This window comes from Streptomyces sp. cg36 (genome assembly GCF_041080675.1).
Taxonomy (GTDB): domain Bacteria; phylum Actinomycetota; class Actinomycetes; order Streptomycetales; family Streptomycetaceae; genus Streptomyces.
Genome location: NZ_CP163520.1, coordinates 6,113,136 through 6,131,458 on the forward strand (window position 1 = coordinate 6,113,136; position 18,323 = coordinate 6,131,458).

At 73.8% G+C, this 18,323-nt stretch carries 15 protein-coding genes; 6 read left to right on the forward strand and 9 right to left on the reverse strand.

The annotated features are described in order from the left end of the window. Window positions 1-107 precede the first annotated feature (107 nt). The 6 genes from AB5J87_RS27020 to AB5J87_RS27045 form a co-directional block, all read right to left on the reverse strand. Window positions 108-863: an SDR family oxidoreductase gene (locus AB5J87_RS27020; protein ID WP_369380088.1), complete on the reverse strand. Its 756-nt coding sequence runs from the start codon at window positions 861-863 to the stop codon at window positions 108-110. A 4-nt stretch (window positions 864-867) separates the two neighbouring features. After that, window positions 868-2,649 (reverse strand): glycoside hydrolase family 15 protein, encoded by a 1,782-nt coding sequence (locus tag AB5J87_RS27025; protein ID WP_369380090.1) that lies wholly within the window; start codon window positions 2,647-2,649, stop codon window positions 868-870. A 154-nt stretch (window positions 2,650-2,803) separates the two neighbouring features. Next, entirely contained in the window at window positions 2,804-3,589 is a 786-nt protein-coding gene (locus AB5J87_RS27030) for an SURF1 family protein (protein ID WP_369380091.1), read from the reverse strand. A 58-nt stretch (window positions 3,590-3,647) separates the two neighbouring features. Next, window positions 3,648-3,881 carry a hypothetical protein gene (locus tag AB5J87_RS27035; RefSeq protein WP_152894276.1) on the reverse strand — a complete coding sequence of 78 codons (234 nt, stop codon included), beginning with the start codon at window positions 3,879-3,881 and terminating at the stop codon, window positions 3,648-3,650. Between the two features lie 53 nt (window positions 3,882-3,934). Continuing rightward, window positions 3,935-4,918 carry a DEDDh family exonuclease gene (locus AB5J87_RS27040; protein ID WP_369380093.1) on the reverse strand — a complete coding sequence of 328 codons (984 nt, stop codon included), beginning with the start codon at window positions 4,916-4,918 and terminating at the stop codon, window positions 3,935-3,937. 47 nt (window positions 4,919-4,965) lie between these two features. Beyond that, entirely contained in the window at window positions 4,966-5,607 is a 642-nt protein-coding gene (locus AB5J87_RS27045) for a TetR/AcrR family transcriptional regulator (RefSeq protein WP_369380096.1), read from the reverse strand. Between the two features lie 114 nt (window positions 5,608-5,721). Between AB5J87_RS27045 and AB5J87_RS27050 the strand changes: the two genes are divergently transcribed. Genes AB5J87_RS27050 through AB5J87_RS27070 form a run of 5 tightly spaced genes read left to right on the forward strand, consistent with a single transcriptional unit; the run spans window position 5,722 to window position 10,687 of the window. Then, entirely contained in the window at window positions 5,722-6,519 is a 798-nt protein-coding gene (locus AB5J87_RS27050; RefSeq protein ID WP_369380099.1) for an acetoacetate decarboxylase family protein, read from the forward strand. Then, window positions 6,519-7,403, forward strand: coding sequence for an SDR family NAD(P)-dependent oxidoreductase (locus AB5J87_RS27055; protein WP_369380101.1), 885 nt, complete (start codon window positions 6,519-6,521; stop codon window positions 7,401-7,403). Before AB5J87_RS27050 ends, AB5J87_RS27055 begins: the two co-directional genes overlap by 1 nt. An 11-nt stretch (window positions 7,404-7,414) precedes the next feature. Further along, entirely contained in the window at window positions 7,415-8,695 is a 1,281-nt protein-coding gene (locus AB5J87_RS27060; protein WP_369380103.1) for an amidohydrolase family protein, read from the forward strand. Beyond that, entirely contained in the window at window positions 8,692-9,921 is a 1,230-nt protein-coding gene (locus AB5J87_RS27065) for an amidohydrolase family protein (protein WP_369380104.1), read from the forward strand. Before AB5J87_RS27060 ends, AB5J87_RS27065 begins: the two co-directional genes overlap by 4 nt. Before the next feature lie 25 nt (window positions 9,922-9,946). Further along, on the forward strand, window positions 9,947-10,687 hold the full coding sequence (locus AB5J87_RS27070; protein ID WP_369380107.1) for a VIT family protein: 741 nt from the start codon (window positions 9,947-9,949) through the stop codon (window positions 10,685-10,687). A gap of 3 nt (window positions 10,688-10,690) precedes the next feature. Here AB5J87_RS27070 and AB5J87_RS27075 read toward each other — a convergent pair whose 3' ends face one another. After that, window positions 10,691-13,777, reverse strand: coding sequence for an NACHT domain-containing NTPase (locus AB5J87_RS27075; protein ID WP_369380109.1), 3,087 nt, complete (start codon window positions 13,775-13,777; stop codon window positions 10,691-10,693). Between the two features lie 190 nt (window positions 13,778-13,967). Between AB5J87_RS27075 and AB5J87_RS27080 the strand changes: the two genes are divergently transcribed. Further along, window positions 13,968-15,011, forward strand: a complete 1,044-nt coding sequence (locus AB5J87_RS27080; RefSeq protein ID WP_369380111.1) for a zinc-dependent alcohol dehydrogenase family protein — start codon at window positions 13,968-13,970, stop codon at window positions 15,009-15,011. A gap of 106 nt (window positions 15,012-15,117) precedes the next feature. On the opposite strand, the gene AB5J87_RS27085 is transcribed toward AB5J87_RS27080, so the two are convergent. Next, window positions 15,118-16,659: a S8 family serine peptidase gene (locus AB5J87_RS27085; protein WP_369380114.1), complete on the reverse strand. Its 1,542-nt coding sequence runs from the start codon at window positions 16,657-16,659 to the stop codon at window positions 15,118-15,120. 65 nt (window positions 16,660-16,724) lie between these two features. After that, window positions 16,725-18,242, reverse strand: a complete 1,518-nt coding sequence (locus tag AB5J87_RS27090; RefSeq protein WP_369380116.1) for a S8 family serine peptidase — start codon at window positions 18,240-18,242, stop codon at window positions 16,725-16,727. Between the last annotated feature and the right edge of the window lie 81 nt (window positions 18,243-18,323).

The window sequence follows — 18,323 nt, forward strand, 5'->3', positions numbered from 1 at the left end:
GCCCACCGGCCCCCGCCGCCGGGCCGAGCCCGCCGAGCGTCGGCCGGCGGTGCTCCGGCAGCGGGTCCCGGGACCCGTCGCGGCGCCCCGGGGCCGGTGGTGATCCCTCAGAACCCGTGCCGTGCCCCGCCGTCGACCGGCAGCATCAGGCCCGTCAGATACGACGCGGCGGGCGAGAGCAGGAACGCGGCCGTGCGGCCGAACTCCTCCGGCGTGCCGTAGCGGCGCAGCGGGATCCGCGACTCGTTGGACGCCCGGGACGCCTCCGCGTCGCCCGACAGCGCGTCCAGCTGGCGCACCCGGTCCGTGTCGATCCGGGACGGCAGCAGCCCGACCACTCGGACGCCGCGCGGGCCGAGCTCGTCGGCCAGCGACTTGGCGAAGCCCGCGAGCCCCGGCCGCAGCCCGTTGGAGATGGTCAGACCGGGGATCGGTTCATGGACCGAGCCCGAGAGGACGAAGCCGATCACACCGCCCTCGTCCAGCTCGTCCGCCGCCGCCCGGGCCATCCGGACCGCGCCCAGGAACACCGAGTCGAAGGCGGCCCTCCACTGCTCGTCCGTGTTGTCGGCGAGGAAGCCGGGCGGCGGGCCGCCGACGCTGATCAGCACGCCGTCGACGCGGCCGAACCGCTCGCGGGCGGCGGCGATCAGCCGGGCGGGGGTCGCCGGGTCCGCGTTGTCGGCGGCCACGCCCAGCGCCCCGGCGCCCAGCTCCTCGGCGGCCGAGGCCACCGCCTTCTCGTCGCGGCCGGTCAGCAGCACCTTCGCGCCGTCCGCCGCCAGCTCCCGCGCCGCCGCGAGGCCGAGGCCGCGGGAGGCGCCGGTGACGACGTAGACACGGTCCTTCAGTCCAAGATCCATGCGCCTATCCTCCCCCCAGCCCCATCGCGGTGGCCACCAGGCCGATGTGGCTGAACGCCTGCGGGAAGTTGCCCAGCTGACGGCCGCTCGACGGGTCGTACTCCTCGGCCAGCAGCCCCACGTCGTTGCGGAGCGCCAGCAGGCGTTCGAACAGCTCGCGCGCCTCCTTCTCGCGGCCGGTCAGCCGCAGCGCGTCGGCCAGCCAGAACGAGCAGGCCAGGAAGGCCCCCTCGCCGCCGGGCAGCCCGTCCACCGTGCTGTCGTCGATGCTGTAGCGGCGTACGAAACCGTCGCGGCCCAGCTCCGCCCGGACCGCGTCGACCGTCCCGATCACCCGGGGATCGTCGCCCGGAAGGAAGCCGACGCGGGGGATCAGCAGCGTCGCCGCGTCCAGCTGCCGCGAGCCGTACGACTGGGTGAAGGTGTTGCGGACCGGGTCGAAGCCCTTCTCGCAGACCTCCCGGTGCACCTCGTCCCGCATCCGCCGCCAGCGCTCCGCGTCGCCGCGCCGCTGCGGGTCGGACTCCAGGGCGCGCACCGCGCGGTCGGCGGCGACCCAGGCCATCACCTTGGAGTGGACGAAGTGGCGGCGGGGGCCGCGCACCTCCCACAGCCCCTCGTCGGGCTCGCGCCAGCGGGCCTCCAGGAAGCCGAGCAGGCTGAGCTCGACGTTCCAGGTGTGCGGCTTGGCGGCCATGCCCTCGGTGCGGGCCAGATGGAGCGAGTCGATGACCTCCCCGTACACATCGAGCTGGAGCTGCGTCACGGCCTCGTTGCCGATCCGGACCGGGCTGGAGTCCAGATACCCCTTCAGCCACGGCAGTTCCGTCTCCGGCAGCCGCCGCTCGCCGCCCAGGCCGTACATGATCTGGAGGTCGGCCGGGTCGCCCGCGACCGCGCGGAGCAGCCAGTCGCGCCAGGCCGCCGCCTCCTCCGTGTATCCGCCCGCGACCAGGGCCTCCAGCGTCAGCGTCGAGTCGCGCAGCCAGCAGTAGCGGTAGTCCCAGTTGCGCACGCCGCCGATCTCCTCGGGCAGCGAGGTGGTGGGGGCCGCGACGATGCCGCCGGTGGGGGCGTAGGTCAGGGCCTTGAGGGTGATCAGGGAGCGGACCACGGCTTCGCGGTGGGGGCCCTGGCACAGGCACCTGCCCGCCCACTCGCGCCAGTCCGCCAGGCTCTGCTCCAGCGCCTCGTACGGGTCGATCCGGGCGGGCCGGGACTCGTGCGAGGGGTGCCAGGTCATCACGAACGCGACCCGCTCGCCCTCGCCGACGGTGAACGAGGAGCGGGTGCTCATCTGCTGGCCCCAGGTCTTGACGGGGGGTTCGCTGCGCAGCCACACCGAGTCGGGGCCCGCGACCGCGACGCGGCTGTCCCCGGCGCGCCTTATCCAGGGCACCACCCGGCCGTAGTCGAAGCGCAGCCGCAGTGCGGCGTTCATCTCCACGGTGCCGCTGACGCCTTCGACGATCCGCACCAGGTCGGGGGCGGTGTCGCGCTGGGGCATGAAGTCGAGGACGCGGACGGTGCCGGTCCTGGTCTCCCAGACGGACTCCAGGACGAGCGAGTCCTCCAGGTAGGCGCGGCGCGTGCAGTCGCCGGCGCCCGCCGGGGCGATCCGCCAGTGCCCGTTGTCGTCGTCGCCGAGGAGCGCCGCGAAACAGGCCGCCGAGTCGAAGCGGGGCAGGCACAGCCAGTCGATGGAGCCGTCCCGGCCGACCAGTGCGGCGGTCTGGAGGTCTCCGATGAGGGCGTAGTCCTCGATGCGTTGGGTACGTCGCGTCACGCTCAGGCGTGTTCCCGCCCGGCGGTTTTGTCAATCAGACCGATGTGCCCGCAGGATCCGGACGGCCCGGGTCCGGGCCCGGCCGGGCGGTCGCGCGGGCGGGTTCGGGCGCTCGCGGGGCGGGTTCGGTCGGGCGCTCGCGCGGTGGTCCCGGTCAGGCGGCAGCGGGGGCGGGCTCGGCCGTCTCGGCCTGCTCCTTGGCCTCGGCCCGGTCCCGCTTCTCGCGCCGGACCAGGATCACCCAGCCCACCGGCACCCCGGCGGTGAACAGCCACCACTGCACGGCGTACGCCATGTGCGGGCCGATCGAGGAGTGGTCCGGGGCCGGGATCAGCTCGGGGGAGTCCGCCTCGGGCGCGGTCTGCTCGATGTAGCCGCCGAGCACCGGGCGGCCGAGCGCCTTCTCCTGCTGGGCGCTGCTGATCAGCATGACCTGGCGCGGCGGCAGGCCCTTGACGTCCTTGATGCCGCTGGCCGCCGTCGTCTGGTCGGCCATCAGCCGGCCGGTCACCGTCACCGTGCCCCGGGGCGGGGCGGGGATCTTCGGGAACTCGGTCTGGCTGCCGTTGTCCGCCACCCAGCCCCGGTTGATCAGTACGGTCGGCCCGCCCTTCAGGTCGAACGGCGTGAGCACGTGGTAGCCGACGCGGCCGTCGGCGGCGGTCCGGCGGCGCACCACGACCTCGTGGGCCGTGTCGTAGCTGCCGGTCGCGGTGACCCGGCGCCAGTACTGGGCGTGCGGGACGGTGTGCCCGGGGGAGGTGAGCTCGGTCACCGGGACAGGCTCGGCCTTCAGATTGTCCGCGATCACGGTGTTCTGGGCGACGCGGTGCTGATGGCGGTGCAGCTGCCAGAAGCCCAGCTCGATCATCGTGGGGATGAGGACGAGGGCCAGGAGGGTGACGAGCACCCACTGCCGGGACAACAGGAAGCGATACACCCCACGACGGTACAACTCGCTGTCGCGGGGTGTTCAGGAGGGGGGCGGACTGGCGCGGTCAGACCTTGTCGACGATGCCCACCCGGCCCTCCGCCCGGGCGCAGTGCCCGCCGCAGTACCAGTGGCCCTCGACCTCGACGCCCTGGCCGATGATCTGGACCCGGCAGTGTTCGCAGATGGGCGCCATGCGGTGGATGGCGCAGGAGAAGCAGTCGAAGACGTGCACCGCGCCCTGCGCGTGCACCTCGAAGGACATCCCGTAGTCGTTTCCGCAGACCTCGCAACGTGCCATGCGCCACAGGGTGGGGCGCGCCGCACGGTATCGGTGGGCGCCGCGCCCTGCGGTCACCCGTCTGCCGGAGCCACGTCCCGCAGCAGCTGGGTGAAGGCGGCCTCGTCGACGACGGGGGTGCCGAAGGACCTGGCCTTGGCCGTCTTGGAGGTCGCCGAGTCCGGGTCGTTGGTGACCAGCAGGCTGGTCAGCCGGGAGACGCTGCTCGCCACGTGCAGCCCGGCCTCGGTCGCCCGGTCCTCAAGGAGTTCGCGGTCTATGGAGGTGTCCCCGGAGAACGCCACCCGCATGCCCTGCTTGAGCGGTTTGTCCGCTTCGTAACGACCGGGGTTGGGGTACGGGCACGCCGGGCGCTTGCGGCTGGGGCGCCAGCTCGACGCGCCCCTGCCGTACGGCCCCGACGCCTGGTAGCCGATGCGCGGGGCGGCCGGCCGGTCCGACCACTCGGTGAGCGGGCGGCATTCGAGCAGCGGCAGCCGGGCCCCCACCCGCGCCGCCTCGTGCAGGCTCGGGCGGAACGCCTCGGCCAGCACGCGCGCGTCGTCGAGCGCGTGGTGCGCGCGCTGCTGGACGACCCCGAAGTGCGCGGCCAGCGACTCCAGCTTGTGGTTGGGCAGCGGCAGGGCGAGCTCCTTGGAGAGCGCGATGGTGCACAGCCGCTGGCGCACCGGCGCGGTCCGCTCGGCCCGTGCGTACTCCCGGGCGATCATCTGCCAGTCGAAGATCGCGTTGTGCGCGACCAGGACCCGGCCGTCGAGGCGCTCGGCGAACTCCTGGGCGATGTCCGGGAAGAGCGGGGCGTCCGCCAGCACGTCGGCCGTCAGGCCGTGGATCCACACCGGGCCGGGGTCGCGCTCGGGGTTGACCAGCGTGTACCAGTGGTCCTCGACGTTGCCCCGGGCGTCCAGGCGGTAGACGGCAGCCGACACTATCCGGTCGTCGCGGGCGAGGCCGGTGGTCTCCACGTCGACGACCGCGTACCCCTGCGGGTAGGCGGCCGGCCACGTCGTCGCTGCTGTCGTACGGTCGTCGAGCATGGTCACAGAGAATACGGGGCCGCACTGACAGCGTGGGCGGCGGCCGGTCAGCCGGGGTCCCCGCCGAGTGCCAACAGGCCCGCCACGAGCGCCCGTACGGAGAGGGTGAACAGCCTCTCCTCGTCCACCGGCCGGGCCAGCGCCCGGGCCAGGGCCGGATCGCCCTCGGCGGACTCCGGCCCGGCCGGCTGCCACAGCTCCTCCTCGGCGGGGTGCTGGACCGGCGCGCGCTCCCGGTTGCGCTCCACCAGCAGCTGGCCGACCACATGGAACTGGACGGCCCGCACGGCGTCGGCCGCGCCCGCCCCGCGCAGCCCGGCCGCGTGCATCTCGTGGACGAGCGCCCGCTGGGCGGGCAGGAACATCCGCTCGGTCAGCCCGCGTTCGTGGACCATCGCGACGAGGTGCGGCCGGGCCCGCAGCTCGCGGCGCAGGGCGCGGGCCACCGAGACGATCCGGGCGGCGGGCTCCGCCCCGCGCGGCACGATCTCGCCGACCTCCCGCACGGTCCGCTCCACCAGGGCGTCCAGCAGCGACTCGCGGTTGCCGACGTGCCAGTAGATCGAGGTGACGGCGGTGCCGAGCTCGGCGGCCAGCCGGCGCATGGTGAGCGCGGCCGGGCCGTGGGCGCGGACCAGCGCGGCGGCGGCGACCAGGACTTCCTCGCGGCTGAGCGACGGACGCGCCATGGCTCCTCGACTCCCCTCCCCGCACGGGTCTTTACCTTCATCGGAACGCGGTGTAACAGTGTTACAGACCCGGGGGACGCACTGCGAGGCACGACCCAGGAAGGGTGGTACGCCATGGCACGCGTACGGTACGGCGCACGGACCGAGGAGGAGATCCGGGCCGCGCGCACCGCGAGCTCCCGCCTCCCCGACATCTGGTCCACCGGAGTGGTGGCCGTCTGGGAGAGCGACCCCGACGCGGTGGCGGCGGTGCTCCCACCGCCCCTCATGCCCGCCGGGAATTCACTCGTACGGGCGAACATCAGCCGCGTCGACCTGCCCGGGCATCCGCTCGGCGCGGGCTCGGTCTCGGTGGCCGCCGTCCACGACGGCGTGCCCGGCTGGTATCCGCTGGTGATGCCGATGACCACCGAGCGGGCGCTGATCGGCGGGCGCGAGGTGTTCGGCGAGCCCAAGAAGCTCGGCGAGGTCACCGTGGAGCGGGACGGCCTGGTCGTCCGGGCGGCCCTGGCCCGGCACGGCATCGCCTTCGTCGAGGTGCGCGGCGCCGTCGACAGCGTGCTCACGCCGCCGGAGCCGAGCGAGAAGGTCGACTTCTACTTCAAGTTCCTGCCCGCCGTCGACGGTACGGGCTTCGACGCGGACCCGGTGCTGGTGCACTGCGTCCGCAACGAGAAGGTCCGCAAGCTGGAGCGGCTCACCGGCGACGTGGTGCTGCGCGAGTCGATGTACGACCCGGTCGCCGATCTGCCCGTACGCCGTGTGGTGGAGCTCACCATCGGCGAGAAGACCTCCGACCAGCGCGGCCGGGTGGCCGAACGGGTCAGCGGGCGGGACCTGTTGCCCTACATCCACCAGCGGTACGACGACCCCGCCCAGCTCCTGGACGCCCCGCCCGCCGGGAGCGTGTGATGCGGCTCACCGAGGGGCAGGTCGCCGTCGTCACCGGCGCGGCGGGCGGCATCGGGCTCGCCATGGCCCGCCGGTTCGCGGCCGAGGGGCTGCGGGTGGTCCTCGCCGACGTCGAGGAGGCGGCACTGGAGAAGGCCGCGCGGGAGCTGCGCGAGGACGGGGCCGACGTCCACGCGCGCGTGGTCGACGTCACCGAGCGCGCCTCGGTGCGCGGGCTCGCCGACGCGGCGTACGAGAGGTTCGGGGCCGTCCACGTCCTGTGCAACAACGCGGGCGTCGGCTCCGGCGCCGAGGGACGCATGTGGGAGCACGAGGTCAACGACTGGAAGTGGGCCTTCGCGGTCAACGTGTGGGGCGTCTTCCACGGCGTCCAGGCGTTCGTGCCCCGCATGATCGCCTCCGGCGAGCCCGGCCACGTCGTCAACACCTCCTCCGCCGACGGCGGCATCGCCCCCCTGCCGACCGCCTCGGTGTACGCGGTCACCAAGGCGGCCGTCGTCACCCTGACCGAGTCGCTGTACGCGCACCTGAAGGCGGAGCACGCGCGCGTGGGCGCGTCCGTGCTCTTCCCCGGCCCGCACATGCTGCGCACCGGACTGTGGGAGTCGCACCGCAACCGGCCCGGCAAGTACGCGAAGGAACGCCCGCGCCGCACCCCCTACCGCACGCTCGGCCAGTGGGAGGCGGCGATGCGCGCGGCGGGACAGGAGATCGAGTTCACCCCGGTCGAGGAGGTCGCCGAGGAGGTCGTCGACGGCATCCGCGCCGACCGCTTCTGGATGCTCCCGCCGAGCGAGCACAGCGACCGCCAGATCAGGGCCAGGGCCCGGTCGATGCTGGACCGGGCCGCCCCGTCGTACCTGGAGAACTTCATTCTGGACTGAGGGATTCAGCGATGTCGTACAACGACCCGTACCTGATCGTTTCCTCCGACTGCCACGCCGGGCTGCCGACCGAGCGGTACCGGCCCTATCTGGACTCCCGCTTCCACCGGGAGTTCGACGAGTTCCTCGACGGGCGCGACCGCCGCCGCGCGGAGATGACCCGGCTGGGCATCCGCAACGAGGCGTTCGCCGACCAGTGGTTCGCCGACAACGAAGAGGGCCTGAAGGGCGGTTGGGAGCCAGACCGGCGGCTCAAGGAGCTGGACGGCGACGGGGTGGCGGCCGAGGTCGTCTTCCCCGACGCGGACGCCGTCGACAGCCGGACCGCCGCGCCCTTCGGGGTCGGACTCGGCCTCTCCGGCGACCAGGACCCCGACCTCGGCATGGCGGGTGCGCAGGCGCACAACCGCTGGCTCGCCGAGTTCGTCGGCCACCACCCCGAACGGCACTGCGGGGTCGCGCTGCTCCCGGTCACCGGCGAGGTGGACCGGGTGGTCGCGGAGATCCACCGGGCCAGGGAGTCCGGTCTCGGCGCGCTGATGATCCCCTCGATGTGGGTGGACCGGGCCCCGTACCACGACCGCCGCTACGACCCGGTGTGGGCGGCGGCGGCCGAGGCCGGGATGCCGCTGGTCACCCACTCGGGCGCGGCCCCCCGCCACGAGTACGGCGACCACCTCGGCATCTACGTCAGCGAGGTCACCTGGTGGCCCGCCCGCCCGCTGTGGTTCCTGCTCTGGTCCGGGGTCTTCGAGCGCCACCCCGGGCTGCGGTTCGGGGTCGCCGAGTCGGGCTGCTGGTGGCTGCCGAACCTGCTGTGGTTCATGGACCGGCTCTATCTCGGCGCGCACGGCGGCAAGAAGCTCTCGCCCTTCGCCGAGCTGAAGCGCCCGCCCAGCGAGTACCTGGACCGCCAGCTGTTCGTCTGCGCCACCAACACCAAGCGCCGCGAGCTGGCCCAGCGCTACGAGATCGGCGTCGACAACATCCTGTGGGGCTCCGACTTCCCGCACCCCGAGGGGACCTGGCCGCACACCCGGGAGTGGCTGCGCAAGACCTTCCACGACATCCCGGTCGCCGAGACGCGCCGGATGCTGGGGCTCGCGGCGGCCGAGGTGTTCGGCTTCGACACCGCGAAGCTGGCCCCGCTGGCCCGGCGCATCGGACCGACCCCGGCCGAACTGGGCCAGAGCGAGGACCAGCGGGCCGTGGAGGCGTCCTGGGCGCGCTCGCGGGACGTGGGCCGCCACTGGCTGACCGACCACGACTTCCCGGTCCTGGGGGCGTCATGAGCGGCGACCGCTACACGGTGATCTCGGCGGACTGCCACGCGGGCGCCGACCTGCTCGACTACAAGCCGTACCTGGAGAAGCGGTACCACGACGACTTCGACGCCTGGGCCGCCACCTACGTCAATCCGCACGAGGACCTGCTGGCCGACACCGCCGACCGCAACTGGAACTCCGACCGGCGGGTGGCCGAGCTGGAGGCGGACGGGATCGTGGCGGAGGTGGTGTTCCCCAACACCATCCCGCCGTTCTTCCCCTCCGCCTCCCTGCTGGCCCCCACCCCCACCCGGGAGGAGCTGGAGCGGCGCTGGGCGGGGCTGCGGGCGCACAACCGCTGGCTGGCCGACTTCTGCGCGCTGGTGCCGGGCCGTCGGGCGGGCGTCGCGCAGCTCCTGCTGAACGACGTCGACGCGGCGGTGGCGGAGATCCACCGGGTGCGGGAGGCGGGACTGACCGGCGGCGTCCTGCTGCCCGGCGCCCCGCCCGGCTCGGGGGTGCCCGAGCTGTACTCGGAGGTCTACGACCCGATCTGGGCGGCCTGCGCCGAACTCGGCCTCCCGGTCAACCACCACGGCGGATCCGCCTCCCCGCCGCTGGGGGAGGAGCCGGCCGCGCGGGCCGTCTTCATGGTGGAGACGACCTGGTTCTCGCACCGGGCCCTGTGGCACCTGATCTTCGGCGGCGCCTTCCACCGCCATCCGTCGCTGCGGCTCATCCTCACCGAGCAGGGCTCGGGCTGGATCCCGGGCGTCGTCGAGATGCTCGACTACTACCACGAGCGGCTGGTGTCGGCGGCGACCCGGGCGGCGACGGCCGAGTCCAAGTTCGGCGCGGGCCTGGCCGAGTCGATGGGCCGGGGACCGGGCGAGGTCTGGCGCGACAACTGCTACGTGGGCGCCAGCTTCATGCGCCCCCACGAGGTGCCGCTGCGCGACCGGATCGGCCTGGACAAGATCATGTGGGGCAGCGACTACCCCCACGACGAGGGCACCACCCCCTACTCCCGCGAGGGCCTGCGCATCGCCTACGCCGGGCTGCCCCGGGACGAGGTGGCCGCGATGGTGGGCGGCAACGCGGCCCGCGTCTACGGCTTCGACCTGCCCTTCCTGGACACGATCGCCGCCGGGGTGGGCCCGGGCGTCGAGGAGGTCGCCGAACCGCTGGAGGAGGTCCCGGCGGACGCCACGAGCCCGGTCTTCGCGCGGGGCGGGTCGGTACGGGTGTGGTGACGCGGCGGGTGAGACCCTTCACCGCATGACGGACGCACGGACGCCGGACGCCGGGAGCTCCCCCGAGGGCCACGACGAGGCCCACGGGGGCGCGCTCGGCGCCCGGCTGAACTGGCTGCGGGCCGCCGTCCTCGGCGCCAACGACGGCATCGTCTCCACGGCGGGCCTGGTCGTCGGCGTGGCGGGCGCCACCGACGACCGCTCGGCCCTGCTGACGGCGGGCCTGGCGGGCCTGCTCGCCGGCTCGATGTCGATGGCGGCCGGCGAGTACGTCTCCGTCTCCACCCAGCGCGACTCCGAGAAGGCCGCGCTCGCCCAGGAGCGGCGCGAGCTGCGCGAGGACCCGGAGGCCGAACTCGCCGAGCTGACCGAGCTGTTGCAGGGGCACGGCCTCAGCGGCGAGCTGGCCCGCGAGGCGGCCGAACAGCTCACCGAGCGCGACGCGCTGCGCGCCCACGCGCGCGTGGAGCTCGGCATCGACCCCGACGAGCTGGCCAACCCCTGGCACGCGGCGGCGGCCAGCTTCCTGGCCTTCACGGTGGGCGCCCTGCTGCCGCTGCTGGCCATCGTCCTGCCGCCGTCCTCGGCACGCCTGTACGTGACGGTCGGCTCGGTCCTGGCCGCCCTGGCCGCCACCGGCTGGTGGAGCGCCCGCCTGGGCGCGGCCCCGGTGGGGGCGGCGGTGCTGCGGAACGTGGGCGGGGGCGCGGTGGCCATGGGGGTGACCTATGCGGCGGGGGCGCTGCTGGGGGCGGCGGGGGTGTGAGGGTCAGGGGCGGGTCCGCTGGATCCTGAGCCGCTCCGGAGGGATGCGGTCGGCGCCGGTCAGGGTGAGGTCGTCGGGCACGCTGACGGTGAGCGCGGGCAGGTCCCCCAGCGGTGCCAGGTCGACCGGCCCCCCGGCCGTCGTCGACCGGGAGAGCGACACTCTGGTCAGCCGGGGGAAATCGCGCAACGCCCCCAATCCAAAGGGGAGTTCGCACTCGGACAGGGACAGCGACTGAAGCTCGGTGGCGCCCGCGAACAGTCTCGGATCGAGGAATTCGATCTCTTGCAGCTCCAGCCGGGTCAGCCGTCCGAGCAGGTCGGGCAGCTCGCTCAGTTCCCGCAGCTGCGCCTGGCCGGAGAGTGCGAGGTCGGTGAGGAGCGGCCACCGGTCGATCCCGTCGAGGCTCGCGTACCGGATCTGGCGTTCGAGCCGCAGCCCGGCCAGCCGTGGCCCCAGGGGCAGTTCGGCGAGGCTCTCGATGAGCAGGGGGTGGCCGATCCCGACGGTCCTGATGTCGGTCGCCTCCCGCAGGGGCTCCAGCGAGAGCTCCGGATCGAGCATGTGCAGGGAGATGTGTTCGAGACCGGGCCTGGCGACGGGTGACAGGTCCCGCAGTGCCGAACACCGGTTCAGATCCAGCTGTTTGAGCCGCCGGAGCGAGGCCAGCGGGGTGAGGTCGGTGAGATCCAGACTGCCGTAGAGGGAGACCCGTTCCACGTCCGGGACCAGGGTCAGCGGGGTGAGGTCCGAGTGGCTGCCGGTCACATGGACCAGCCGGATCTGGGGCACCAGCCGCAGGGCGTACAGCTGCTCCTCGGTGGTGGCGGTCAGGAACGCCATGTCCCACGACCGTGCCGCCAGCACCTCGCGCGCGTACTCCTCGGTGTCGAAGGCTCCCCAGGCGGCCGAGACCTGGAGGGCCACGGGCCACCGGCGGTCCTCCCGGAACCGCGAGATCACCTCGAACGCCGCGTCCCCCCGGATCGCCGCGGCCGTCCGTACCACCGCCCCCGCCTCGTACTCGTCCAGCCCGTCCGGGCCCGGCAGCAGTTCGAGGACCAGTTCGCCCACCTTCGCCAGCTTCTCCGCGTCGTCCAGGCCGCGCGGCGGCAGCAGTTCGCGGGTGCGGGCCTGGACGGACTGGCGGATCGCCGGGTCCAGCTCGGGCGCGTGCTCCAGGCAGGCCGCCGCCAGCAGCACCAGCCGGTGCCGCAGCTTGGGGGCCCGGTCGGCCCGTCTGAGCAACTGCTTGAGCAGCCGGGCCCGTTCGTCCGCGCGCGCGTGGCCCACCGCCATCTGGACCACGTCGTCCCAGGTGTCGTCGTGCGCGTTGGCTGCGAGCACGCCGAAGTCGCGGGACTCCACCGCCGCCTTCGCGCCCAGGTAGTCCTGGAAGGTGCGGTGCACGAAACCCACGGTGCCCGGGGCCGGTTCGCGCAGCAGTCCGCTGCGGATCAGGAGGTGGGCGAAGACCTGCTCCGGGGTGCCCCGCACCTGCGGCATCGCCGTGAGCCAGTCGGCGATCATCTCCCTGGCCTCGCCGTGCTCGGCCTCCACCTGGGCGTTGCGGATCAGCCAGTAGGCGAGCCGCTGCAGGAGCGCGGTCTGCTCCTCGCGGGTGAGCTCGACACCCTCCACGCCCGTGATCTCGCGTTCGGTGTCCCGCCGTACGAGCAGCATGTCCAGGGCCGCGTCGTACAGCTCCTTCCTGGCGCGCGGCAGCTGCATCCGGCGGTCCCGGTTGAGCGCGCACAGCAGGGCGCACATCAGCGGGTTGGTGGCGAGCCGGCCCAGATCGCGGCGGCTGCCGACGGCCTGGCGCAGCGAGGTCTCGTACGTGGCGAGCTGGGCGCGCTCGGGGTCGGCCAGGCACTCGCCGCGCGCCGCGTCGTGCCAGTGCCCGATGAAGCGGCGGATGTCGTCCCGCTCCATCGGCAGCAGCGAGTGGGCGGCGAAGCCCTGCCGGGAGAGCCAGTCCACGGGGACGGCCGAGGGGCGGGTGGTGACGACGTACCGGGCGTTCGGGTAGGCGGCGATCAGGGATTTCAGCCAGGTCTCGGTGCGGTGGCGCAGCCGGGTGGGGACCTCGTCGACGCCGTCCACCAGGACGAGCGCCCGTCCGTCGGCGAGCATCCGCTCGACCCATCCGGCGGGCGCCGCCCCGTGCAGCGGCACCCCGCCCGCCCGGAGGAAGTCGTCGGGCAGCGGGAGCGCGTCGGCGTGGGTGAAGGCGCGCAGCCGCAGCACGAAGGGGACGCACCGGTTCCAGTCCGCCAGCTCCCCGGTGAAGGTGCGCCGGGCGGCGTTCAGGGCGAGCCACTGCACCAGCGTGCTCTTGCCGGAGCCCGCGGGGCCGCGCAGCACCAGCCGGTCGGCGCCCGCGAGCGCCTGCTCGGCCTTGACGGCGACCTGGTCGCCGCGGGCGGGCCCGAAGTCCCCGCGCTCGCCGCTCACCGCGAGGCTGATGTAGGCGGTGTCGAGCGCCCACTCGCCGCGCGAGCGGCCGAGGGTCAGCCCGAAGAGTTCGAGGCGTCCGTGCGTCTCGGTCACATAGGCCGCGTACCGCTCCTCGAAGCCCAGGGCCGTGGCCTGCGGCCGCGGGCCGAGCCGGTCGCGCACCTCGGCCACCAGCCCGTACGTCCGCCCCGCCGCCCGCACCTGCTCCACCGCGGCCCGGGCGGCGAACGCGGGGTGCGCGGTCAGCTGCTCCACCACATGGGCGCAGCACAGCCCGAGCAGCTCCTCGTAGAGGGCCCCGCCCGGTCCCGGGTGCGGGCGGCGCAGCGCGTCCCGCAGCCGCTCGGGGTCCAGGCCGAGCGAGAACAGGTACTCCGGGGTGAGCTCGCCCGCCGCCGCGAGCGCGTCCGCCACGGCGTCCGCCGCCGCCGTCCGCTCGTGCTCCGGCAGCGGGCCGTACCCGGCCGCCAGGCGGCGCCCGAGCACCTTCGCCAGCCGTTCCGGCGAGGCGGGCCCCGGCAGCCGGCGGACCGGGGCGGGCACCAGGCCCGCCCCCGGCTTCGGGCTCAGCAGCGACTTGGCGACGGTGGAGACCACCGTGCCGGCCAGCCGTAAGAGTGCGACTTCCATGCCTGACACGGCAGTTGACCTCCAAGGGCCCCGGAGGAGGGGAATCCTACGCCGGTGGTCCGGCGCTCTCGCGGCGGACGGCGGACCGTCCTCGGCGCGCAGCCGCTCCTGGCACAGGCGTACGGTGAGATCCGGACACCGGTGCGGCCGGATCCGGACCATCCCGTATCGATCAGCAAGGACCTGCCCCATGCGCGCCACCGTCATCCACGCCCCGCACGACATCCGGGTGGAGGAGGTGGCCGACGCCGCCGTGCGGCTGCCCACCGACGCCGTGGTGCGGGTGCTGCGGGCCTGTATCTGCGGCAGCGACCTGTGGGCCTACCGGGGCGAGGCCGCCCGTCAGCCGGGGCAGCGGATCGGGCACGAGTTCCTCGGCGTGGTCGAGGACGCGGGCTCCGAGGTGAGCGGCTTCCGGGCCGGTGACCTGGTGGTCGCGCCCTTCATGTGGTCCGACGGCAGCTGCGAGTACTGCGCCGAGGGCCTCCAGACGTCCTGCACACAGGGCGGGTTCTGGGGCTCGGTGGGCTTCGACGGCGGCCAGGGCGAGGCGGTGCGGGTGCCGTTCGCCGACGGCACGCTCGTGAAGCTGCCCGCCGAGGCGGCCTCCGACGACCACCTCCTGACCGCCCTGCTCGCCCTCTCCGACGTGCTCGGCACCGGCCACCACGCGGCCGTCGGCGCGGGCGTGGGGCGCGGCTCCACGGTCGCCGTCGTCGGCGACGGGGCCGTCGGGCTCTGCGGGGTGCTGGCCGCCAAGCGGCTCGGCGCCGAGCGGATCATCGCGCTGGGGCGCCACCAGGTCCGTACCGACATCGCGCGGACCTTCGGCGCCACCGACGTCGTCGCCGAGCGCGGCGAGGCCGCCGTGGACGCGGTGCGCGAGCTGACCCGGGGCCAGGGCGCGCACGCCGTCATCGAGGCCGTCGGCACCGAGCAGTCGATGCGCACGGCCGTGGAGATCACCCGCGACGGCGGCTCCATCGGCTACGTCGGCGTCCCGCACGGCAGCGGCACCGGTCTCGACCTCGGCCTCATGTTCGACCGCAACATCTCGCTGCGCGGCGGCGTCGCCCCCGTCCGCGCCTACATCCCCGAGCTGCTCCCGGACGTGCTGTCCGGCGCGGTCGACCCGTCGCCGGTCTTCGACCTGACGACGGGCCTGGACGGCGTCCCCGCCGGATACAAGGCGATGGACGAGCGCACCGCCCTGAAGGTGCTGATCAAGCCGTAGGACGGCCGCCGGGCCGGGCCCGCGGTCCCGTGGTGTGGGGCCGGGCGGAGTGATCCGCCCGGCCCCCGTCCGCCCGGCCCCGGTGGGCGGGCCGGGTCCGGCCGGTTCAGCGCACGGCGTTGAGGGCGTTCACGACGCCCGCGCCGTAGAACCCGCTGTGGTGCCTGCCGCCCTCGCAGACCGCGTCCGCCTTGCCGTCCCCGTCGATGTCGTACGGGTCGGGGCAGGCGGTCGGGTCCGCGCCCGCCGCCAGCAGCGCCTTGATCTTCCAGGCGGGCGCGTGCGGATGCGCCGACTTCAGGAGCGCGGCCACCCCCACCACGTGCGGGGTCGCCATCGACGTGCCCGCCATGTAGGCCCACTTGCCGCCGGGCACCGGGCCCAGGATCAGCCCGCTGGTGGCGGGGGCCTGCGGCGGCTGGTACGCGGTGGAGTCGCCGCCGGGCGCGGCCACGTCGATCACGCCCAGGCCGTAGTTGGAGAACGAGGACTTCAGCCCCTTGGCCCCGGTCGAGGCGACCGTGACGACCCCCGGCAGCTGGGTCGGGATGTCGAAGCACCGGCTCGGGTCGATCGTGCGGTCGCCGGGCGTGCTGTCGTTGGGGCTGGCCGGGTCGGTGATCGAGTCGGCCGCGAGGTCGTAGCTCTCGTTGCCGGCCGCGGCCACGTTCACCGTGCCCTTGGACTCGGCGTACCGGCTGGCCCGGGTGATCGCCTCGACCAGCGCCTTCTGGTCCGGGTCGGCCGTGCAGTTGAAGTACCAGGGGTCGGTGTAATAGCTGTTGTTGGTGACGTCGATGCCGTGGTCGGCGGCCCACATGAAGCCGCAGACGACGGCCTCCGTGTAGAAGAAGCCGCCGCCCTGGGTCGCGACCTTGATGGCGGCGACCTTCACCCCGGGCGCCACCCCGGTCACGCCGACGCCGTTCTTCGCCGCGGCTATCTCGCCCGCCACGTGCGTGCCGTGCGGGGAGCCGCCGGTGGCGAACGGCCGCCAGGCGCCGTCGCTGGTGTCCGGCTTGCCGCCGATGCAGCTGACCGACTTGGCGCGGTCGAAGTTGGGCGCGATGTCGGGGTGGGTGTCGTCCACGCCCGTGTCGATCACGCCCACGGTGACCCTGGAGCTGCCCAGGGTCTTCTCGTGCGCCTTGTCGGCCTTGATGGCCTTCAGGTCCCACTGGAGCGGCTCCAGCGGGTCCTCACCGGCGGCGGCCCCGGCGGAGGCGGCCCGCACCTCCTCGGCGGTGAGCTCCTTGGGCGCGCCCACGTCGGTGGTGCTCTGGGCGGGCAGCGGCGCGGTCCTGGTGGCCCCGGCCGACGCCACGCCCCGGACCGCCCGCAGCTTCTTGGCGAAGTCGGGGTCGGCCGAGTGGACGACGACCACCCCGATCCGGTCGTACGCCTGCACGACCGTCCCGCCGGCCGCCTCGATCGCTTTGCGGACCCGGGACGAATTCCCCTGTCCCTCGCGGAGGTTGACGACATAGCTGAGCGTGGCCGCGTCGGCCGGAGCGGCCGACGCCCTGGTGGCCGCCTCGGCGGCGGGCGCCGCCGAGGCCGCGCCCGGCAGGATGGCCAGGGCCGTGATCGTCGCCATGCCGACGGATGCGGCGATCACGCGGTGCGTACGGGAGAAGTGCAACGTCATGGAAGCTCCATGTGGTTGGCGGATGTCTCGGTACGTACGGGAACGTGCGGTGGGGCCGCGGGCCGCTACTCGGTGACCGCGTGGAGCGCGCTCACCACGCCCCGGCCGTAGAAGCCGTTGACGCGCTTGCCGCCCTCACAGGTGGAGTCCTGCACCCCGTTGCCGTCCGGGTCGTACAGGCCGGTGGGGCAGCCCGGGTTGACGGCCTGCTCCTTGAGCAGCTGCCGCAGCTCGGCCGGGGACGCCCACGGGTGCTTGGACTTCAGCAGCGCGGCGACGCCCACCACGTGCGGGGTGGCCATCGAGGTGCCCTGCTTGTAGCCGTACTGCCCGCCGGGGAGCGTCGAGAGGATGCGGCCGTTCTTGTCCGGGGTGTCCGGGATCTGGTACTTGTCGCCGCCGGGCGCCGCCACGTCGACCTGCCCCAGGCCGTAGCTGGAGTAGTACGACTTGATGCCCTGCACGCCGGTCGCGGAGACCGTGACGACCCCGGGCAGCTGGGCCGGGATGTCGGGGCAGAGCGCCGGGTCGACGGTGGTCTGCGGGTGCGGCGCGGGCTGGTCGTCCGGGCTGCTGGTGTCGGTGATGGCGTGCTTGGACAGGTCGTAGTTCTCGTTGCCCGCCGCCGCCACGTTCAGGACGCCCTTGTGCTCGGCGTACCGGGTGGCCCGGGTCACCGCGTCGAGCAGCGCCTTCTGGTCCGGGTCGCTCTTGCAGTTGAAGTACCAGGGGTCCACGTAATAGCTGTTGTTGGTGACGTCGATGTGGTGCTCGGCGGCGAAGACGAACCCGCAGACCACGGCCTCGGTGAAGAACAGCCCGCTGCCCTGCTCGGCGACCTTGATCCCGGCCACCTTGACGCCCGGCGCGACACCGGCCACGCCGATCCCGTTGCGGGCCGCCGCGATCTCGCCCGCCACGTGCGTGCCGTGGTCGCTGCCGCCCACGTACGGCCGCCAGGCGCCCGGCGAGGTGTCCGCGACGCCGCCCACGCAGTTGGCCGACTGGGCGGCGGAGAAGTTGGGCGCCAGGTCCGGGTGGGTGTCGTCGACACCCGTGTCGATCACGCCCACGGTGACCCGGCGGCTGCCCGGATAGATCGTGGCGGCCTTGTCGGCGCCGATCGCCCGCAGGTCCCACTGGTTGGCCTCCAGCGGCTCCTGGCCGGGCCCGGCGGCGGCCGTGGCCCGGGCCGCCTCGGCCGGGGTGAGGGTCTGGGTGCTGCCCTCCTCGGTGGTGGCCAGCGACTTCAGGGGCGCGGTGCGGGTGGCGCCGGCCGAGGAGACGCCCCTGGCCCGGCGTATCTCCTGGGCGAACGCGGGGTTCGAGGAGTGCGCCACGACCACGCCTATCCGGTCGTACGAGACGACGACCGTGCCGCCCGCCTTCGCTATCGCCTTCTGCACCCGTGCGGAAGTGCCGTGCCCGCCCGTGGTGTTGACCACGTACGACAGGTTCGGGCCATCGGCGGCGGCCGGGGCGGCCGAGGCCGTGCCCGCCGGCAGGAAGCCGAGCGAGGCCGTGAGCGCGAGGCCGGCGGGGAGGGCGAGGGCCCGACGCCGTCCGGATCCCAGATGAGCCATGGGTTCTCCACATCATCCGTCAGAGCCGTCCGCCCGCGGTCGCGGGTGGACGGGTACATGACCAGCGAAGCTATCGCTGAT

Bases quoted from the DNA above. Each gene is read 5' to 3' on its own strand.
- AB5J87_RS27075 (WP_369380109.1), bottom strand. From the start codon at position 13,777: ATGGAAGTCGCACTCTTACGGCTGGCCGGCACGGTGGTCTCCACCGTC.
- AB5J87_RS27070 (WP_369380107.1), top strand. From the start codon at position 9,947: ATGACGGACGCACGGACGCCGGACGCCGGGAGCTCCCCCGAGGGCCAC.
- AB5J87_RS27090 (WP_369380116.1), bottom strand. From the start codon at position 18,242: ATGGCTCATCTGGGATCCGGACGGCGTCGGGCCCTCGCCCTCCCCGCC.
- AB5J87_RS27085 (WP_369380114.1), bottom strand. From the start codon at position 16,659: ATGACGTTGCACTTCTCCCGTACGCACCGCGTGATCGCCGCATCCGTC.
- AB5J87_RS27035 (WP_152894276.1), bottom strand. From the start codon at position 3,881: ATGGCACGTTGCGAGGTCTGCGGAAACGACTACGGGATGTCCTTCGAG.
- AB5J87_RS27045 (WP_369380096.1), bottom strand. From the start codon at position 5,607: ATGGCGCGTCCGTCGCTCAGCCGCGAGGAAGTCCTGGTCGCCGCCGCC.
- AB5J87_RS27020 (WP_369380088.1), bottom strand. From the start codon at position 863: ATGGATCTTGGACTGAAGGACCGTGTCTACGTCGTCACCGGCGCCTCC.
- AB5J87_RS27080 (WP_369380111.1), top strand. From the start codon at position 13,968: ATGCGCGCCACCGTCATCCACGCCCCGCACGACATCCGGGTGGAGGAG.
- AB5J87_RS27055 (WP_369380101.1), top strand. From the start codon at position 6,519: ATGCGGCTCACCGAGGGGCAGGTCGCCGTCGTCACCGGCGCGGCGGGC.
- AB5J87_RS27060 (WP_369380103.1), top strand. From the start codon at position 7,415: ATGTCGTACAACGACCCGTACCTGATCGTTTCCTCCGACTGCCACGCC.
- AB5J87_RS27050 (WP_369380099.1), top strand. From the start codon at position 5,722: ATGGCACGCGTACGGTACGGCGCACGGACCGAGGAGGAGATCCGGGCC.
- AB5J87_RS27040 (WP_369380093.1), bottom strand. From the start codon at position 4,918: ATGCTCGACGACCGTACGACAGCAGCGACGACGTGGCCGGCCGCCTAC.
- AB5J87_RS27065 (WP_369380104.1), top strand. From the start codon at position 8,692: ATGAGCGGCGACCGCTACACGGTGATCTCGGCGGACTGCCACGCGGGC.